This window comes from Ralstonia sp. A12 (genome assembly GCF_000801955.1).
In the GTDB taxonomy this organism is placed as follows: Bacteria; Pseudomonadota; Gammaproteobacteria; order Burkholderiales; family Burkholderiaceae; genus Ralstonia.
Map to the genome: position 1 here is coordinate 739,350 of NZ_JSZO01000001.1, position 15,347 is coordinate 754,696.

Sequence of the window (15,347 nt, forward strand, 5' to 3'; positions counted from 1 at the left end):
ATCCTAAAAGGCCGCCCCTGTCATATTGCAAACAATTGTGAAAACCTAGACACAGAGCCAAGGATGTATCGTGTTCTATCATTTTTCACTACGCAAGAACAAGGCAGACCTCTTCGAAAAGTATAGGGCCCGGCTTATCGAATGGCAGGCCTGCCGGGTATACACCGGTCCGGCAGGCCCCACCAAAGCGGGGATTGGCTAGCGCGCCTCCGGCTCTGGCCGGCGCATCCACGCCGCGCTTGCCGCCCAGAACCCCAGCGCCGCCAAGCTGATGGCCGCGCCCAAGAGACACACGCCCGACCAACCCGCCCGCGCGTACATCGCTGTCGAGGCCATCGCGCCGAGCCCGCTGCCGGCCGCATAGAACAGCATGTAGGCACCCACCAGCCGGCTATGCGCCTCCGGGTGCAAGCGGAAGATCAGGCTTTGGTTGAGTACGTGGACGGCCTGCCCGCCCAGGTCAAGCAGGATGACACCGACCACGAGCCACGCCAGATGGTGCAAGCCCCACCCCAACGGCAGCCAAGCGATGAGCAGCAGCCCCAGCGCGGCGGCCGTGGCCGGCTGCGCCCAACCCCGGTCAGCCAGGCGCCCGGCACGTGCTGCCGCCAGCGCGCCAACCGCCCCCACCAGCCCAAACGCACCAATGCCCGCCGGCGAAAACGCATACGGCGGCGCGCTCAGCGCCAAGGCCAGCGCGCTCCAGAACACGCTGAACGCCGCAAACATCAGGAAGGCGATCAGGCCACGCACCTGCAGCACGCGCTCGCTCAGCAGCAGTTGCCACATCGAACGCAACAGCGCGCCGTAGTGCATGGGCACCGACGCCATCGCCGGTGTCGGCAGCCAGCGCCACAGCGCAGCCAGCATCACCGCCGAGACGCTCGCCGACACGGCGTACACCGCTCGCCAGCCCCAGGCGTCGGCAATCCCACCCGCCACCGTCCGAGCGAGCAGCAAGCCGATCACCACACCGCCCTGCACCACGCCGAGCACGCGGCCGCGCTCCGACGGCGATGCCAACGCGGCCGCACAAGCGATCAAACCCTGCGTCATCGCGGTCCCCAGCAAACCGACACCCAACATCCCCAGCAGCAACGGCCAACGAGTTTGCGCCAGGCTCACGCCCAGCAGCGCTGCAGTCAGCAGCACAAGTTGGGCAAGCAGTAGCGGTTTGCGTGGCCAGCGGTCGCCCAGCGGTACGACCAGCACCAACGCCAGCGCGCATCCTGCCTGGGTCGCGCCGATGATGCCGCCGGCCCAGGCCTCGCTCAGCGCAAAGTCATGTGCCAACGCATCAAGCAGTGGCTGCGCAAAGTAAACGTTGGCCACGCTGACAGCTGCACACATCGCCAGCATTGCCACCCAAGCCCGCGATAAAGGAGGCGCAGGAACGGCACCCGCCCTCGGTGAATCAGCAGCAAGAGAATCGACAGCCATGCATCACCCCATCTAGTTTCAAATTAAAACCAGATGAGTCTAGGCAGACTTGTTTTATCATGCAACCACTTGACCGAAACGGCCATTCGCGGCCAATGGACCATGGTTCAACGCAAACGCTTCGACGATTCCTCCTGCCCTGTCGCCCGTGCACTCGACGTGGTTGGCGACCGCTGGATGCTGCTGATCGTGCGCGACGCCTTCGACGGGCTGCGCCGCTTCAGCGAATTCCAGAAGAGCACTGGTGCCGCGCGCAACATCCTGGCCGACCGCCTGCGCCTATTGGTCGAGCACGGCATCTTTGCCGTGGCCCCAGCCTCCGACGGCACGGCGTATCAGGAGTACGTGCTGACCCCCAGGGGCGAAGCGCTTTTCCCGCTGGTGGTTGGTCTGCGGCAATGGGGGGAAGCGCACCTGTTTGCGCGCGGCGAAAAGCATTCCGTGCTGGTCGACAAGCAGACCGAGCAACCGCTCGCGCCAATGCAACCCATGACGCGCGACGGCCGTGCGATACAGGCGACAGAAACAGAGGTGCGGAAGGTGGCGGTCAAAGTACGCAGCTAAGCGCGACGCCAAAGAAAAAGCCCCGAACCAGTCGGGGCTTTTTGCATTCTGGAGGCGGAGGCCGGAATCGAACCGGCGTACACGGCTTTGCAGGCCGCTGCATAACCACTTTGCTACCCCGCCAAGGGCTCAGCACCGCATTGTAGCAATTCGTGAAGAACCGCGTGTTTGCCGTGCCGATAAAGAAAAAGGGAAGCAAGGCTTCCCTTCGGGATTGGAGCGGGAAACGAGGCTCGAACTCGCGACCTCAACCTTGGCAAGGTTGCGCTCTACCAACTGAGCTATTCCCGCGTAACCGGTTATGCCGCCATGCCACCACATCAGCACGGCCACACATGTAAAACTGGAGCGGGAAACGAGGCTCGAACTCGCGACCTCAACCTTGGCAAGGTTGCGCTCTACCAACTGAGCTATTCCCGCATTTTGGCTACCAGCACTGCCGTACTACCTTTGTGCTGCCAGACCGTTTGCGTCACATCACTGCAACGCGAGAAAGAGATTATGGCAAAAAAGAATCCTGCTCGTCAACACTTTTTGCGCAAGAGTTTTTGCAGGCTCATTTTGCGCGCTCGCGAATCTGCGGCCAGGCGAGTTTCATGTAGTACGCCATCGACCACAGCGTGAGCACCGCCGCCACGTAGATCAGCCACGTGCCCCACACATGCGCGTCGATCACGTCGAACAGTTTGCCCTCAAACAGCAGCAGCGGAATCGCGATCATCTGGAAGGTCGTCTTCAACTTGCCGAGGAAGTTGACGGCCACACTCTTCGAAGCGCCGATCTGCGCCATCCATTCGCGTAGCGCCGAGATGGTGATCTCGCGGCCAATGATGACGAGTGCGATCACGTCTGACACGCGGCCCAGCGCCAGCAGCACCAACAGTGCAGCGGCCACCATCAGCTTGTCGGCCACCGGATCGAGGAAGGCACCAAAGGACGAGGTCTGATTCCAGCGGCGCGCGAGAAAGCCATCAAACCAGTCGGTCAGGCTTGCAACGATGAAGAACACCGCGGCTGTCAGGTTCTTGGCTGGCAACGCCATCCAAGTGTCCGGCAGGTAGAACACGCCCACCACCAGCGGGATCATGGCCACACGCAGCCAGGTCAGGAGGATCGGGAAGTTGAAAGGCATGGCAAGTCGAGAGAGCAACTGCTGCGCCGGGTCATGCACCGACGCAGCAAGATGGGGCATTGTCGCCGATCAATGCAGCTGGCGGTAGATTTCTTCGGCCAGGGTCTGGGAGATACCTTCCACAGTGGCCAGCTCATCCACGCTGGCGGACATCACACCGCGCAGGCCGCCGAAGCGCGCCAGCAGCCGCTGCCGACGCTTGGCGCCGATGCCTTCGATCTCTTCCAGCCGCGAGGTGTTGCGCGCCTTGGCCCGCTTGGCACGCATGCCGGTAATGGCAAAACGGTGCGCTTCATCGCGGATCTGCGCGACCAGCATCAGTGCAGCGCTGCCCTGCCCCAGCTCCAATGACGGACGGCCATCGGCGAAGATCAGCGTCTCCAGGCCGACCTTGCGACCCTCGCCCTTGGCCACGCCGACGAGCAAACCGATGTCGAGCCCCAGCTCTTCAAACACCTGGCGCGCGACTTCCACCTGCCCCTTGCCGCCGTCGATCAGCACGATGGTCGGCATGTTGGGCGTGTCCTCGCCCGCCTGCTCGACGATCTTCTGATAGCGGCGCGTGAGGACCTGGCGCATGGCCGCATAGTCGTCGCCGGGGATGATGTCCTGGATGTTGTAGCGGCGGTATTCGCCGTTCTGCATGGCGTGGCTGTGGAAGACCACGCACGAAGCCTGCGTGGCCTCGCCGGCGGTGTGGCTGATGTCGAAGCATTCGACGCGCAAGGCGGCGAGGTCCTCAAGATCGATGCCGATAGTCTCGGCCAACGCTCGGGTACGGGCCTGCTGACTGCCTTGCTCGGAGAGCCGTCGCATGAGGGACAGCTCGGCGCCCTTCTCGGCCATCTCCAGCCACGCGCGACGCCCGCCCTGCGGCTGGCGAACGACCGACACCCGGCGCCCGGCCTGCTCGGCCAACGCGTCGATCAGCTCGGTCGCGTGGATCGGGTGACTGACCACAAGCACCGGCGGCACAAACTGATCTAGATAGTGCTGCGCAACGAAAGCTTCGAGGATGTCGCTGGCCATGCGCTCTGAATCGCGTGCCGACTCGGTTGCGGTGGCGACCTCGGCTTCCACGTCTTCACCGACGATGGCGGCGCCGTCCTCCACGTGCGTGGGGAAGTAAGCCTTGTCGCCCAGATGCCTGCCGCCGCGCACCATCGCCAGGTTCACGCAGGCGTGCCCACCCTTGATGGCTACGGCCAGGATGTCGATGTCGCTGGCCTGACCAACCTCTTCCACGGACTGCTGCGTGAGCACCGTCGACAGCGCGCCAATTTGGTCGCGCACAACGGCGGCCTGCTCGAACTGAAGCGCTTCTGAATAGCGCTGCATCTTGTCCTGCAGTGTCTGCATGACTTCGTCCTGACGACCCTGGAGGAAACCGGCCGCGTTGGCAACGTCGCGGGCATAGTCCTCGGGGCTGACCGCCTGCACGCAGGGGCCACTGCAGCGATGGATCTGATGTAGCAGGCACGGGCGCGTACGGTTGTTGAACACCGTGTCTTCGCACGTGCGCAGCTGGAACACCTTCTGCAGGATCTGCATGCTCTCGCGCACGGCATGCGCACTCGGGAACGGGCCGAAGTACTGGTGCTTGCGGTCCGTCGCGCCGCGGTAGTACGCCATGCGCGGATACGCATGCTGCGTGAGCTTGAGATACGGATACGACTTGTCGTCGCGAAACAGGATGTTGTAACGCGGCGCCAGCGCCTTGATGAGGTTGTTCTCCAGCAGCAGCGCCTCGGCCTCGCTGCGCACGACGGTGGTGTCGATGCGCGCGATCTTTGCCACCATCATCGCAATGCGTGGAGACAGCAGCGTCTTGTTGAAGTAGCTGGAAACGCGCTTCTTCAGGTCACGCGCCTTGCCCACGTAGAGCACGTTACCCTGCGTATCAAAGTAGCGGTACACGCCGGGCAGGTTCGGCAGGCGCGCGATGTACGCTTTCGCGTCAAAGTCGGGCGCGCTGGGCTCAACGCTCTCAGGCGTCTCAGGCAGATCGGGGGGCGTGGGGTCGGACGGCATGGCGTTCGCAGGCTCGGAGGGCGTCAGTGTAGAACAAGCTGCCGACTACAATGTCGGCCTTCTCCGGCCTTCCCTGCTTCGCCTCATGCGCACCATCACCTCCTGGGATCTCTTCTGCAGCGTCGTCGACAACTATGGCGACATCGGCGTGTGCTGGCGGCTGGCCCGGCAGCTCGCGCAGGAGCACGGCCACACTGTACGGCTGTGGGTCGACGATCTGCGCTCGTTCGAGAAGCTTTGTCCCACCGTTGATGTGGCCGCCGAGGCGCAGCGCGTCTCGGGCGTCGACATCCGCCACTGGGGCGACGATGCCCAGGTTGCCGCACTGCTCGCCGCCGACGCGCACCCCGCGCCGCATGACGTGGTGATTGGCGCCTTCGCATGCGCTGTGCCAGAGCCAATGCTGCGGGCCATGGCCGAGCAAGCATCTCAAGGGGCAGCGCCGGTCTGGATCAACCTGGAGTATCTCAGCGCAGAAAACTGGGTGGCCGAATTCCACGCGCTGCCATCGCCACATCCAAGCGGGCAGATGAGGCTCTTCTTCTTTCCCGGCTTTGCACGCAACACGGGCGGCGTGCTGCGCGAATCGCACCTTGGCGCCCAGCGCACGACGTTCAACGCCAGCCCAGCGGCACATCAAGCGTTGTGGCACCGCCTTGGGGTGGACGACCTGATGCGCGACAACCCCAACGCACTGCGCGTGAGCCTATTTGCGTACGCCAACCCAGCCCTGCCGACGCTGGTCGCCCAATGGGAAGCCTCCGCGGAGCCGGTGATCTGCCTGGTGCCCGAGGGCTTGGCCGCTACGCAGATCGCCGAGTTGCTCGGTGACACTGGCGCCGCCAAAACAGGCGCGCGCTGGACGCGCGGTCAACTGACCGTCGCCGTGGTGCCGTTTGTGCCGCAAGAGCACTACGACCCCCTGCTGTGGGCGTGCGACATCAACTTTGTGCGCGGCGAAGACTCCTTCGTGCGCGCCCAATGGGCGCTGCAGCCCTTTGTCTGGCATATCTACCCGCAAAGCGACGATGTGCACCTCACCAAGCTCGACGCCTTCCTGGCACGCTACACACCCGCTCTGCCCCAAGCCGACGCTGACGCACTCATCGCGTTCTGGCACGCCTGGAATGGCGCGCCGGCATCACTCAACTGGGCCGAGTTCGCCGCCGCCGCGCCTCGTCTGCGTGTACGAGCCACCACCTGGGAGCAAAGCTTGATGCAACTCGGCGATCTCACCGCGAATCTGGTGGCATTCTGCGAAAAACAGGTAAAATAACGGGCTGATCTGTATGCGGCCCCGGCTTTGACCTGGTTCGCGCGACCCGAGGGTATCGCGCGGTGCTTCGTTGCTTGGCGCGCATCGAACCCTCTTACTCTCAGGAACTGTGAAATGGCTTTGAAAATCGCGCAAGAACTCCGCGCTGGCAACGTGTTCATGTGGGGCCCTCCCGGCAAAGCCCAAGAGGCGTTGGTTGTGCTCAAGACCGAGTACAGCCGCTCCGGCCGTCAAGGCGCCGTTGTCAAAATGAAGTACAAGAACCTTCTTAACGGTGCTGGTGGCGAGTGGGTATTCAGCGCCGACGACAAGCTGGATCAGATCATCCTCGACAAGAAGGAAGCTGAGTACTCCTACTTCGACGGCACGATGTACGTGTTCATGAACATGGGCACCGGCGAACAGTACGAGGTCAACGCCGAAAACATGGGCAGCGCGCTGAACTATCTGCAAGACGGCATGCAGGTGGAAGTAACCTTGTACAACGACAGCCCCATCTCGGTGGAACTGCCGACCACGGTCGTCCGCGAAATCGTCTACACCGAACCGGCCGTCAAGGGCGATACGTCGTCGGGCAAGGTTCTGAAGGCTGCTCGCATCAACGAAAACGAAGAATTTGTGATCATGGTCCCGCTGTTCTGCAACACCGGCGAGAAGATCGAAATCGACACGCGTACCGACGAGTACAAGAGCCGCGCCAAGTAAGCTGGCGCAGCACCAACAAAAAAGGCAGCTTCGCGCTGCCTTTTTTGTTGTCTGCAAGAAGGAACGAAGCGGGCTCGACACCCGCCTTCGCGCTTATGCGATCAGCCGAGCCTCACGCAACGTACGCAGTGCCTGCTTGTAGGCGGACTGCTGTTGCAGCTTCGACCAATCCTTGACCGCCCTGCCGCCGAACAACCGCCGCACACGCCGCTGCGACGATTTGCCCATCGCCACGTCCAGTTCACCCAACAGGCGATCGGCCTTGTCCGGCGCATTGCAGATCAGCACCATGTCGCAGCCGGCAGCCAGCGCCGCACGGGCACCGTCCACCACCGAGCCGGCGACGCTCGCACCCTCCATGCTCAGGTCGTCGCTGAAGATCACGCCATCGAAGTTGAAATGCGCGCGCAGCATGTCCTGCAGCCAGAAGCGCGAGAAACCCGCCGGATTCGGATCCACCGCCGAATATATGACGTGCGCCGGCATCACCGATTGCAGGCCGAGGCCCATCCAGCCGTAAGGCTGCGCGTCGTCGGCAAGGATGGCTTCCAATGGGCGATCGTCCACCGGCACAGCGATATGCGAATCGGCCTGAACGTAACCGTGGCCAGGAAAGTGCTTGCCGCAGTTGGCCATGCCGGCCAGGCGCAGGCCAAGCGTCAGGTGGTTGGCGAGCATGGTCACCACACGCGGATCGCGGTGGAAGGCGCGGTCGCCGATGACGCTGCTGCTGCCGTAGTCAAGATCGAGCACCGGTGTGAAGCTCAGGTCGATGTCGCATGCACGCAGTTCAGCGGCCAGCAGGTAGCCGCACGCGGTCGCGGCGCGCGTGGCGGCCAGCACGTCGCGGTCCCACAGTTGGCCCAGCGCACCCATAGCAGGCAGGTGGGTGAAGCCATCAGCCTTGGCGCGCTGCACGCGCCCGCCTTCGTGGTCGATACAGATCAGTACGTCGTCGCGGATGGCGCGGATCGCCTGGGTAAGCGCCGTCAGTTGCGCACGCGATTCAAAGTTGCGCGCAAACAGGATCACACCGCCCGTCAGCGGGTGCGCAATGCGGCGAACATCGTCAGGCCCGAGCTGAAGGCCAGCCACATCGAGAACGATCGGGCCAGGGCGTTTTTGCGTCTTTGCTGTGGAATTCATGCGATGGGTTTCGTTTGCAACTCGGCGACGGCAAAGGCGACTGCGTAGTCGCGCTCGTCCGTCACACTGATCTGGATATGGAGACCGTGCTGCGCGATCCAATCGGCCAGCTCGCCGCTGTAGCGCACCACGGGTTGCCCGGAAGGCAGATTGAGCGTCTGTACCGCACGCCACGTCATCGGCCAGCGCATGCCCAAGCCGATGGCCTTGGACACGGCTTCCTTGGCGGCAAAGCGTGTCGCCAGAAAGGCCAGCCCGCGACGCTCGGAGCGCGCCTTGCGTGCGTGGTAGACGCGCAGCTCATCGGGGCCGAGCACCTTTTCGGCAAAGCGGCCGTTGGTCCGCTGCATCACGCCTTCAACGCGCTCGATCTGGATGATGTCGGTACCGATGCCGTAGATGGCGCCGGACGCCGTGGCGGCTACGGCCTTCTCGTTCATACAGGCACACCCGGGTGGGCCGCGGTGGGCGTCATGGACGACAGGCGCGCTGCGACCATAATCGCTTTCATCTCACGCACTGCGTTCTGCCAGCCGGCAAACACGGCGTGCGCCACCACGGCATGACCGATGTTCAGCTCGTGGATACCCGCGATGGCGGCAATCGGCTGCACGTTGGTGTAGTGCAGGCCGTGGCCGGCATTCACGCGCACGCCCCAGCGGATGCCCTCTTCCACCGCCGTTTCGATGCGGACGAGTTCGGCCTTCAGTTCGGCATCGTCGGTGGCTTCGGCGTAGCGGCCGGTGTGCAGCTCGATGACGGGTGCACCAGCGGCGGCGGCGGCCTCAATCTGCGCTGCGTCCGGGTCGATGAACAGCGACACGCGGATGCCCGCGTCAGCCAGTTGCTTGCACGCTGCCTGCACCTTGGCAAAACCGCCCACCACGTCAAGGCCGCCTTCGGTCGTCACCTCCTGGCGACGCTCGGGTACCAGGCAGACGTCCTGCGGGCCAATGTCGCAGGCAATGTCGAGCATCTCCTGCGTGACCGCGCACTCCAGGTTCATGCGCGTGCGCAATTGCGGGCGCAATGTGCGGACGTCAGCATCCTTGATGTGGCGACGATCTTCGCGCAAGTGCAGCGTGATGAGATCGGCGCCCGCCTCTTCCGCCAGCAATGCCGCGGCGATCGGGTCCGGGTAGGTGGTGCCGCGCGCGTTGCGCAGCGTGGCAACGTGGTCGATGTTGATGCCCAGGTCGATAACGCCCGGCGAAGCATGAAAGATCATAGTTTCTGCAAGTCGATCAGGATCTGGCGCGTCGAAAGCGGCGTGCCGTGCAAATGATAATGCAGCAGGAAACGCATCAGGCTGCGGCTCTGCTGGGCAGTCGTGGGGCGAGAGGCGTAATCGTCGCGTTCCATGTCGATCAGGGTCTGGCCGCGTAGCACGGGCCAGGAGGACGGATCGCTCGGCAACGCGCGGCGGATGCCACGTTCCGGGTGATAGACGTAGTCGCCCTCGGCTTGCACCGGCTCGCCGTCAACGCATCGATCGAGCTGGGCAGCAAAACCGGTTTCTCGCAGGAGCACCCGCTCGAACGCGCGCAGCGTGAGGGCGGCGGGTTCTCCGTGAGCGAGTTTGTTGAGCGTTTCGACATAGTGCGCGAACAGCACCGGGTGGCCATCTTCGCGGGCAACGAACTTGACCAGCAGCTCGTTCAGGTAGAAGCCTGACAGCAGCCCCTCCCCGCCCAGCGGCACCATACCGCCGACCCATTCTGCGCGGGTCAGCGTGCGCACATCACCGCGACCACTCCACGACAACGACAGCGGCTGAAACGTCTGCAGCACTGCGCGCAGCGCTGAATGCGGGCGCTTGGCGCCCTTGGCCACCAGCGCCATACGCCCGTAGTCGGGCGTAAAGACGTCGATGATGAGACTGGTTTCGCGATACGGATAGCTGTGCAGCACGAAGGCCGGCTGCGCCGCAACGCGGGTCTCAGAGCGCCCGGCAGGAAAGCTCCTGCGCGGCGCGGCGCCGGAAACACCTTCTTCGGCCAGCCATTCCGCGGCTTCGTCCGGAATCGGATCGGATCGTCCCGCCATCGAGCGTCTGTGGAGTGACCAGCGAACGGTGAAAGGCTAACGGTTACTCGTAGCCGTAGGCGCGCAGCCCGGCTTCGTTGTCGGCCCAGCCGCTCTTGACCTTGATCCAGACCTCCAGATACACCTTGCCGTCGAACAGTTTTTCCATGTCCATGCGGGCTTCGGTGGAGATCTGCTTGAGCTTGGCGCCTTTCGCACCAATGATCATCGCCTTGTGTGCATCGCGGTCGACCAGGATGGTCACGAACACGCGGCGCAGACGGCCTTCGGTTTCGAACTTGTCGACGACGACGGTGCTGGAGTACGGCAGTTCATCGCCAGTCCAACGGAAGACTTTCTCGCGAACGATCTCGGCGGCCAGGAACCGCTCGCTGCGGTCCGTCAGCGCTTCCGGGTCGTACATCGGCTCGCCTTCAGGCAGGTACGGGCGCACGATGCCGAGCAGGCGCAGGATGTCGTCGCGGTTCTTGGCCGACATCGGCACGATTTCCTTGAACGGGAACACCTGCGCCATGTCTTGCAGGAACACGGCGACCATCTCGGCGCGCGTGTAGGCATCGAGTCGGTCGACCTTGTTGACGATCAGGATCACCGGTGTCTCGCGCGGAAGCAGCGAGAGCACTTTCTCATCGTCCGGGCCATAACGGCCGGCCTCGACCACGAACAGCACGGCATCCACTGAAGAAAGCGTGGACGTGACGGCGCGGTTCAGCGAGCGGTTCAGCGCGGTGGCATGGCGCGTCTGGAAGCCCGGCGTATCGACGAAGACAAACTGCGCGTCCTCCGTCGTCTGGATGCCGGTGATGCGGTGGCGCGTGGTCTGCGCCTTGCGCGACGTGATGCTGACTTTCTGGCCCACCAAGGCATTCATCAGCGTGGACTTGCCGACGTTCGGCCGCCCAACGATGGCGACCATGCCGCAGCGGAACCCCTCCGGCACGCCAGATTCTGACTGCGGAGGCTGCAATGGGGTGTCGCTCATTTACCTGATTATTCCTTCAACCTGAGGGACAACTGCGGATCGGGCGGCGTGGCCTGTTTGCGCGTTTTTCCGGTGCGCTCGGCGCGGCTGCGCTTGACGAGCTGCGGCACCAGGCGATGCGCTTCATCCAGAGCCAGTTTGGCCGCCGATTGTTCAGCCGCGCGCCGCGATGCCCCGCTGCCGGAGACGCGAATCTCCAGCTTGGGGATCGTGCACTCGACCTCGAATTGCTGATTATGCGCCGCGCCGTGGGTGGCAACCACCGTGTACAGCGGCAGCGCGATCTTGTGACCTTGGAGGTACTCCTGCAGCAGCGTCTTGGCATCCTTGCCCAACGTGCGCGGGTCGACCTGCTCCAGGATCGGGATATACAGTTTGCGGATCAGCGTCTTGGCCGCATCAAAGCCGCCATCGAGAAACACCGCACCGAAGATCGCTTCCAACGCATCCGCCAGGATGGACGGCCGACGGAAACCGCCGCTTTTCAATTCGCCCTCGCCCAAACGCAGCGCATCGGGCAATTGCAACATCTGCGCGATCTCGTACAGCGCCTGCTGTTTGACCAGATTGGCCCGCACGCGTGAGAGATCACCTTCATCCAGCTTGCCAAACATGCCGTAGAGCATGTCCGCGACGGCGCAATTCAGGATCGAATCACCCAAAAACTCCAGGCGCTCGTTATGCATCGCGCTGTGGCTGCGATGGGTGAGCGCCTGCTGCAGCAACTCCGGTTTGCTGAAGCGATAGCCAAGGCGTTGCTGCAATGCATCCAAACTCATGTCAACGCTGGGTTCCCGAGTAGGTGATCACCAAACCGATCGGACCATACAACTGAATCTCGCGCTTGTAGGAGAAATGCACGGCGGAGATGGTGCCGCCGGCATCCAGCACCTCCAGGTCCGCCCCTTTGAGCGACGTGATGTCATCAATGGCGGCCTGCCTGTCGAACAGGCCAGAGATATCCTCGCGAGTCGTTCCTCGATCGCGTGCTTGCTTCACGGCACGGGTGATCGCTTGATACTCCATCAGGCTTGGAACGGACCGGATTGCCGGCAACACAGCCGTGATCAGCACAATGATGCCGATCAGAATTCCGAACATCGTAATCCCGCGCGACTGGCGTTTCAGACCGGCCTGACGAATCCGCATTGCATTTTCCCCGTTGTGCAATTGCCGAGTTTCAATAAGAGATTTTTGAGTCACTTATCGGATCAGTGGAAGCCGCCGATCCGCTTGATGTCACCCAGATTCATCCAGATGAAGAACGCCTTCCCGACGATGTTCTTGTCGGGCACGAAGCCCCAGTAACGGGAATCTGCGCTGTTGTCGCGATTATCGCCCATCATGAAATAGTGACCCGCAGGTACCTTGCAGGTAAAGCCGGTCTGATTGTAAGTGCAGTTCTCGCGGAACGGAAAATCGTCCGGACCGGACACATAGGCCGGACGGTCGGCGTCGTTCAGAATGTTGTGCGAGACGGTGCCGAGCGTTTCCTGGTACTGCTTGGAGTACGTCAGGCGTTCGCCATCGAGGTAATCGGACTGCGGTGCGTACGTGGCAGGCTGGCCGTTCACCGTCAGGCGCTTATTGTCGTACTTGACCACGTCACCCGGCACGCCGATCACGCGCTTGATGTAGTCCATCGATTCGTCTTTCGGGTAGCGGAAGACCATCACATCGCCGCGCTGTGGCTGGTTCAACTCGACCACCTTCTTGTTCACGATCGGCAGGCGAATACCGTACGTGTACTTGTTGACGAGGATGAAGTCACCGATCTGCAGCGTAGGGATCATCGAGCCCGACGGAATCTTGAACGGCTCGATCACGAACGAGCGCAGCAGGAACACGGCGGCGATCACCGGGAAGAAGCTCGCGGTGTACTCCAGCCACCACGGCTGGCGCAGTTTGTCTTCAGCCAGTTGCAGACGCGCTGCGCCAATGTCGCCAGCGCCACCGTATTGCGCCTGCACCTGCGCGCGCGCATCGAACTCAGCCAGTGCGGCTGTTGCGGCAGCCTGGCGCTGGCGTTGGAACACAAGCTTGTCCGCCACCCACGCAATACCGGTAATGACGACAAGAACAAACAGAATCAGGGCGAAATTCATGGATGCGATTCGTCCGAGTTATTTTTCTTCGACGCGCAGAATAGCCAGGAAGGCCTCTTGCGGGATTTCAACAGTGCCCACCTGCTTCATGCGCTTCTTGCCTTCCTTCTGCTTCTCGAGGAGCTTCTTCTTGCGCGAGATGTCACCGCCGTAGCACTTGGCCAGCACGTTCTTACGCAGCGCCTTGACGTTTTCGCGCGCGATCACGTTGGCACCAATGGCAGCCTGGATGGCCACGTCGTACATCTGGCGCGGAATGATCTCGCGCATCTTGGCTGCCACTTCGCGGCCACGGTACGTGCTGTTGGAACGGTGGACGATGATGGACAGCGCATCGACCTTGTCGCCGTTGATCAGGATGTCGACCTTGACCACGTCCGACGGACGGTATTCCTTGAACTCGTAGTCCATCGAGGCATAACCGCGCGACACGGACTTCAGGCGATCGAAGAAGTCCAGCACGATCTCGCCCATCGGGATTTCGTACGTCAGCTGAACCTGGCGGCCGTGGTAGCTCATGTTGATCTGCGAGCCACGCTTCTGCTCGCACAGCGTGATCACGGCCCCCACATATTCCTGCGGCATGTACAGGTTGACCGTGACGATCGGCTCCAGGATCGCCTCGATCTTGCTCGGGTCCGCCGGCATCTTGGCCGGGTTTTCCACCTGCACCATGGTGCCGTCGCGCTGTTGCACCTGATAGACCACCGTCGGCGCGGTGGTGATCAAGTCCATGTCGAATTCGCGTTCCAGGCGCTCCTGCACGATCTCCATGTGCAGCAGGCCGAGGAAGCCGCAGCGGAAGCCGAAGCCCAGCGCCTGAGACACTTCCGGCTCGTACTGCAGCGAAGCGTCGTTGAGCTTGAGCTTCTCCAGCGATTCGCGCAGCGCTTCGTACTGGTTGGCCTCAACCGGATACAGGCCCGCGAACACCTGCGGCTTGACTTCCTTGAAGCCCGGCAGTGGCGCCTCGGCCTTGCGCGGCGCCACGTGGGTGATGGTGTCACCCACCTTGGCGGCCTTCAGCTCCTTGATGCCCGCGATGACAAAACCCACCTGCCCGGCGGACAGCGATTCACGCGGAATCGACTTCGGCGAGAACACACCCACCTGCTCCACCAAGTGCTGCGCACCCGTGGCCATCAGCAGGACCTTGTCCTTGGCGCGCAGCGTGCCGTTCACCACGCGCACGAGCATCACCACACCGACGTAGTTGTCGAACCATGAGTCGATGATCAGCGCCTGCAGCGGTGCAGCCGGATCGCCCTTGGGCGCAGGCACCTTGGCAATCAGCGCTTCCAGCACGTCTGCCACGCCCACGCCGGTCTTGGCCGAGCAGCGCGTCGCGTCCGTCGCGTCGATGCCGATCACATCTTCGATTTCCTGGATCGCGTTGTCCGGGTCAGCCGCGGGCAAGTCGATCTTGTTGAGCACCGGCACCACTTCCACGCCCAGCTCAATGGCGGTGTAGCAGTTGGCGACCGTCTGCGCTTCTACACCTTGCGACGCGTCGACCACCAGCAGCGCGCCCTCGCAGGCGGACAGCGAACGGCTGACTTCGTAGCTGAAGTCGACGTGGCCCGGGGTGTCGATCAGGTTGAGGTTGTAGACCTTGCCGTCCTGCGCCTTGTAGGACAGCGCGGCGGTCTGGGCCTTGATGGTGATGCCGCGCTCCTTCTCGATGTCCATCGAGTCCAGCACCTGGGCTTCCATCTCGCGGTCGGAGAGCCCGCCGCACAACTGGATGATGCGATCGGCCAGCGTCGATTTGCCGTGATCGATGTGGGCGATGATCGAAAAATTGCGGATATTGTCCATCGAATGCGTCGAAAAGCGCGCCCATCCCGGGGACGCGTTGCCGGGCCGCGTGTGGCGACTCCGACATGGCCGGCGCGCTCAGGACGGCACCGGCAGGAGAAT

Annotated in this window: 15 protein-coding genes and 3 tRNA genes; 3 read left to right on the forward strand and 15 right to left on the reverse strand. The window is 62.8% G+C overall.

Features of this window, described 5'->3' with window-relative positions:
- Window positions 1-198: 198 nt before the first annotated feature.
- Complete coding sequence (locus PI87_RS03360; protein WP_039596219.1) at window positions 199-1,440, reverse strand: MFS transporter; 1,242 nt, start codon at window positions 1,438-1,440, stop codon at window positions 199-201.
- Window positions 1,441-1,542: 102 nt separating this feature from the next.
- On the opposite strand from PI87_RS03360, the gene PI87_RS03365 reads away from it, so the two are divergent.
- Complete coding sequence (locus tag PI87_RS03365; protein ID WP_039596469.1) at window positions 1,543-2,004, forward strand: winged helix-turn-helix transcriptional regulator; 462 nt, start codon at window positions 1,543-1,545, stop codon at window positions 2,002-2,004.
- Between the two features lie 49 nt (window positions 2,005-2,053).
- Here PI87_RS03365 and PI87_RS03370 read toward each other — a convergent pair.
- The 5 genes from PI87_RS03370 to uvrC form a co-directional block, all read right to left on the reverse strand.
- A tRNA-Cys gene (locus PI87_RS03370) sits at window positions 2,054-2,127 on the reverse strand.
- 92 nt (window positions 2,128-2,219) lie between these two features.
- Window positions 2,220-2,295, reverse strand: a tRNA-Gly gene (locus PI87_RS03375).
- A gap of 53 nt (window positions 2,296-2,348) precedes the next feature.
- Window positions 2,349-2,424: transfer RNA gene (locus PI87_RS03380), tRNA-Gly, on the reverse strand.
- A gap of 136 nt (window positions 2,425-2,560) precedes the next feature.
- Window positions 2,561-3,136 carry a CDP-diacylglycerol--glycerol-3-phosphate 3-phosphatidyltransferase gene (gene pgsA / locus PI87_RS03385; protein ID WP_039596220.1) on the reverse strand — a complete coding sequence of 192 codons (576 nt, stop codon included), beginning with the start codon at window positions 3,134-3,136 and terminating at the stop codon, window positions 2,561-2,563.
- 69 nt (window positions 3,137-3,205) lie between these two features.
- Complete coding sequence (uvrC, locus tag PI87_RS03390; protein ID WP_039596221.1) at window positions 3,206-5,167, reverse strand: excinuclease ABC subunit UvrC; 1,962 nt, start codon at window positions 5,165-5,167, stop codon at window positions 3,206-3,208.
- Window positions 5,168-5,252: 85 nt separating this feature from the next.
- Here uvrC and earP point away from each other — a divergent pair, with 85 nt between their 5' ends.
- Window positions 5,253-6,443, forward strand: a complete 1,191-nt coding sequence (earP, locus tag PI87_RS03395; protein ID WP_039596470.1) for an elongation factor P maturation arginine rhamnosyltransferase EarP — start codon at window positions 5,253-5,255, stop codon at window positions 6,441-6,443.
- A 120-nt stretch (window positions 6,444-6,563) separates the two neighbouring features.
- Window positions 6,564-7,148 carry an elongation factor P gene (efp, locus tag PI87_RS03400; protein WP_039596471.1) on the forward strand — a complete coding sequence of 195 codons (585 nt, stop codon included), beginning with the start codon at window positions 6,564-6,566 and terminating at the stop codon, window positions 7,146-7,148.
- 93 nt (window positions 7,149-7,241) lie between these two features.
- Here the strand turns inward: efp and nagZ are convergent, their stop codons facing one another.
- The 9 genes from nagZ to lepA all read right to left on the reverse strand — a co-directional run bounded on the left by nagZ (window position 7,242) and on the right by lepA (window position 15,245).
- Window positions 7,242-8,294, reverse strand: coding sequence for a beta-N-acetylhexosaminidase (gene nagZ / locus PI87_RS03405; RefSeq protein WP_039596222.1), 1,053 nt, complete (start codon window positions 8,292-8,294; stop codon window positions 7,242-7,244).
- Window positions 8,291-8,734: a holo-ACP synthase gene (gene acpS / locus PI87_RS03410; protein ID WP_039596223.1), complete on the reverse strand. Its 444-nt coding sequence runs from the start codon at window positions 8,732-8,734 to the stop codon at window positions 8,291-8,293. Before acpS ends, nagZ begins: the two co-directional genes overlap by 4 nt.
- The gene (gene pdxJ, locus PI87_RS03415) at window positions 8,731-9,522 is read right to left on the reverse strand and encodes a pyridoxine 5'-phosphate synthase (protein ID WP_039596224.1); all 792 of its coding nucleotides are present in this window, start codon (window positions 9,520-9,522) and stop codon (window positions 8,731-8,733) included. The genes acpS and pdxJ overlap by 4 nt, the downstream gene beginning before the upstream one ends.
- Window positions 9,519-10,340: a DNA repair protein RecO gene (gene recO, locus PI87_RS03420; RefSeq protein ID WP_039596225.1), complete on the reverse strand. Its 822-nt coding sequence runs from the start codon at window positions 10,338-10,340 to the stop codon at window positions 9,519-9,521. Before recO ends, pdxJ begins: the two co-directional genes overlap by 4 nt.
- A gap of 43 nt (window positions 10,341-10,383) precedes the next feature.
- Window positions 10,384-11,322, reverse strand: coding sequence for a GTPase Era (era, locus tag PI87_RS03425; RefSeq protein WP_039596226.1), 939 nt, complete (start codon window positions 11,320-11,322; stop codon window positions 10,384-10,386).
- Window positions 11,323-11,330: 8 nt separating this feature from the next.
- Window positions 11,331-12,101: a ribonuclease III gene (gene rnc / locus PI87_RS03430; protein WP_039596227.1), complete on the reverse strand. Its 771-nt coding sequence runs from the start codon at window positions 12,099-12,101 to the stop codon at window positions 11,331-11,333.
- Between the two features lies 1 nt (window position 12,102).
- On the reverse strand, window positions 12,103-12,471 hold the full coding sequence (locus tag PI87_RS03435) for a DUF4845 domain-containing protein (RefSeq protein WP_039596228.1): 369 nt from the start codon (window positions 12,469-12,471) through the stop codon (window positions 12,103-12,105).
- A 62-nt stretch (window positions 12,472-12,533) separates the two neighbouring features.
- Window positions 12,534-13,427 carry a signal peptidase I gene (gene lepB / locus PI87_RS03440; protein WP_039596229.1) on the reverse strand — a complete coding sequence of 298 codons (894 nt, stop codon included), beginning with the start codon at window positions 13,425-13,427 and terminating at the stop codon, window positions 12,534-12,536.
- An 18-nt stretch (window positions 13,428-13,445) separates the two neighbouring features.
- Entirely contained in the window at window positions 13,446-15,245 is a 1,800-nt protein-coding gene (gene lepA, locus PI87_RS03445) for a translation elongation factor 4 (protein WP_039596230.1), read from the reverse strand.
- Between the last annotated feature and the right edge of the window lie 102 nt (window positions 15,246-15,347).

What these genes read in the sequence shown, in the direction of transcription:
- PI87_RS03365 (WP_039596469.1), top strand. Translation starts at nt 1,543, where the DNA reads ATGGTTCAACGCAAACGCTTCGACGATTCCTCCTGCCCTGTCGCCCGT.
- recO (WP_039596225.1), bottom strand. Translation starts at nt 10,340, where the DNA reads ATGGCGGGACGATCCGATCCGATTCCGGACGAAGCCGCGGAATGGCTG.
- PI87_RS03435 (WP_039596228.1), bottom strand. Translation starts at nt 12,471, where the DNA reads ATGCGGATTCGTCAGGCCGGTCTGAAACGCCAGTCGCGCGGGATTACG.
- era (WP_039596226.1), bottom strand. Translation starts at nt 11,322, where the DNA reads ATGAGCGACACCCCATTGCAGCCTCCGCAGTCAGAATCTGGCGTGCCG.
- pgsA (WP_039596220.1), bottom strand. Translation starts at nt 3,136, where the DNA reads ATGCCTTTCAACTTCCCGATCCTCCTGACCTGGCTGCGTGTGGCCATG.
- lepA (WP_039596230.1), bottom strand. Translation starts at nt 15,245, where the DNA reads ATGGACAATATCCGCAATTTTTCGATCATCGCCCACATCGATCACGGC.
- pdxJ (WP_039596224.1), bottom strand. Translation starts at nt 9,522, where the DNA reads ATGATCTTTCATGCTTCGCCGGGCGTTATCGACCTGGGCATCAACATC.
- acpS (WP_039596223.1), bottom strand. Translation starts at nt 8,734, where the DNA reads ATGAACGAGAAGGCCGTAGCCGCCACGGCGTCCGGCGCCATCTACGGC.
- lepB (WP_039596229.1), bottom strand. Translation starts at nt 13,427, where the DNA reads ATGAATTTCGCCCTGATTCTGTTTGTTCTTGTCGTCATTACCGGTATT.
- earP (WP_039596470.1), top strand. Translation starts at nt 5,253, where the DNA reads ATGCGCACCATCACCTCCTGGGATCTCTTCTGCAGCGTCGTCGACAAC.
- nagZ (WP_039596222.1), bottom strand. Translation starts at nt 8,294, where the DNA reads ATGAATTCCACAGCAAAGACGCAAAAACGCCCTGGCCCGATCGTTCTC.
- uvrC (WP_039596221.1), bottom strand. Translation starts at nt 5,167, where the DNA reads ATGCCGTCCGACCCCACGCCCCCCGATCTGCCTGAGACGCCTGAGAGC.
- PI87_RS03360 (WP_039596219.1), bottom strand. Translation starts at nt 1,440, where the DNA reads ATGGCTGTCGATTCTCTTGCTGCTGATTCACCGAGGGCGGGTGCCGTT.
- rnc (WP_039596227.1), bottom strand. Translation starts at nt 12,101, where the DNA reads ATGAGTTTGGATGCATTGCAGCAACGCCTTGGCTATCGCTTCAGCAAA.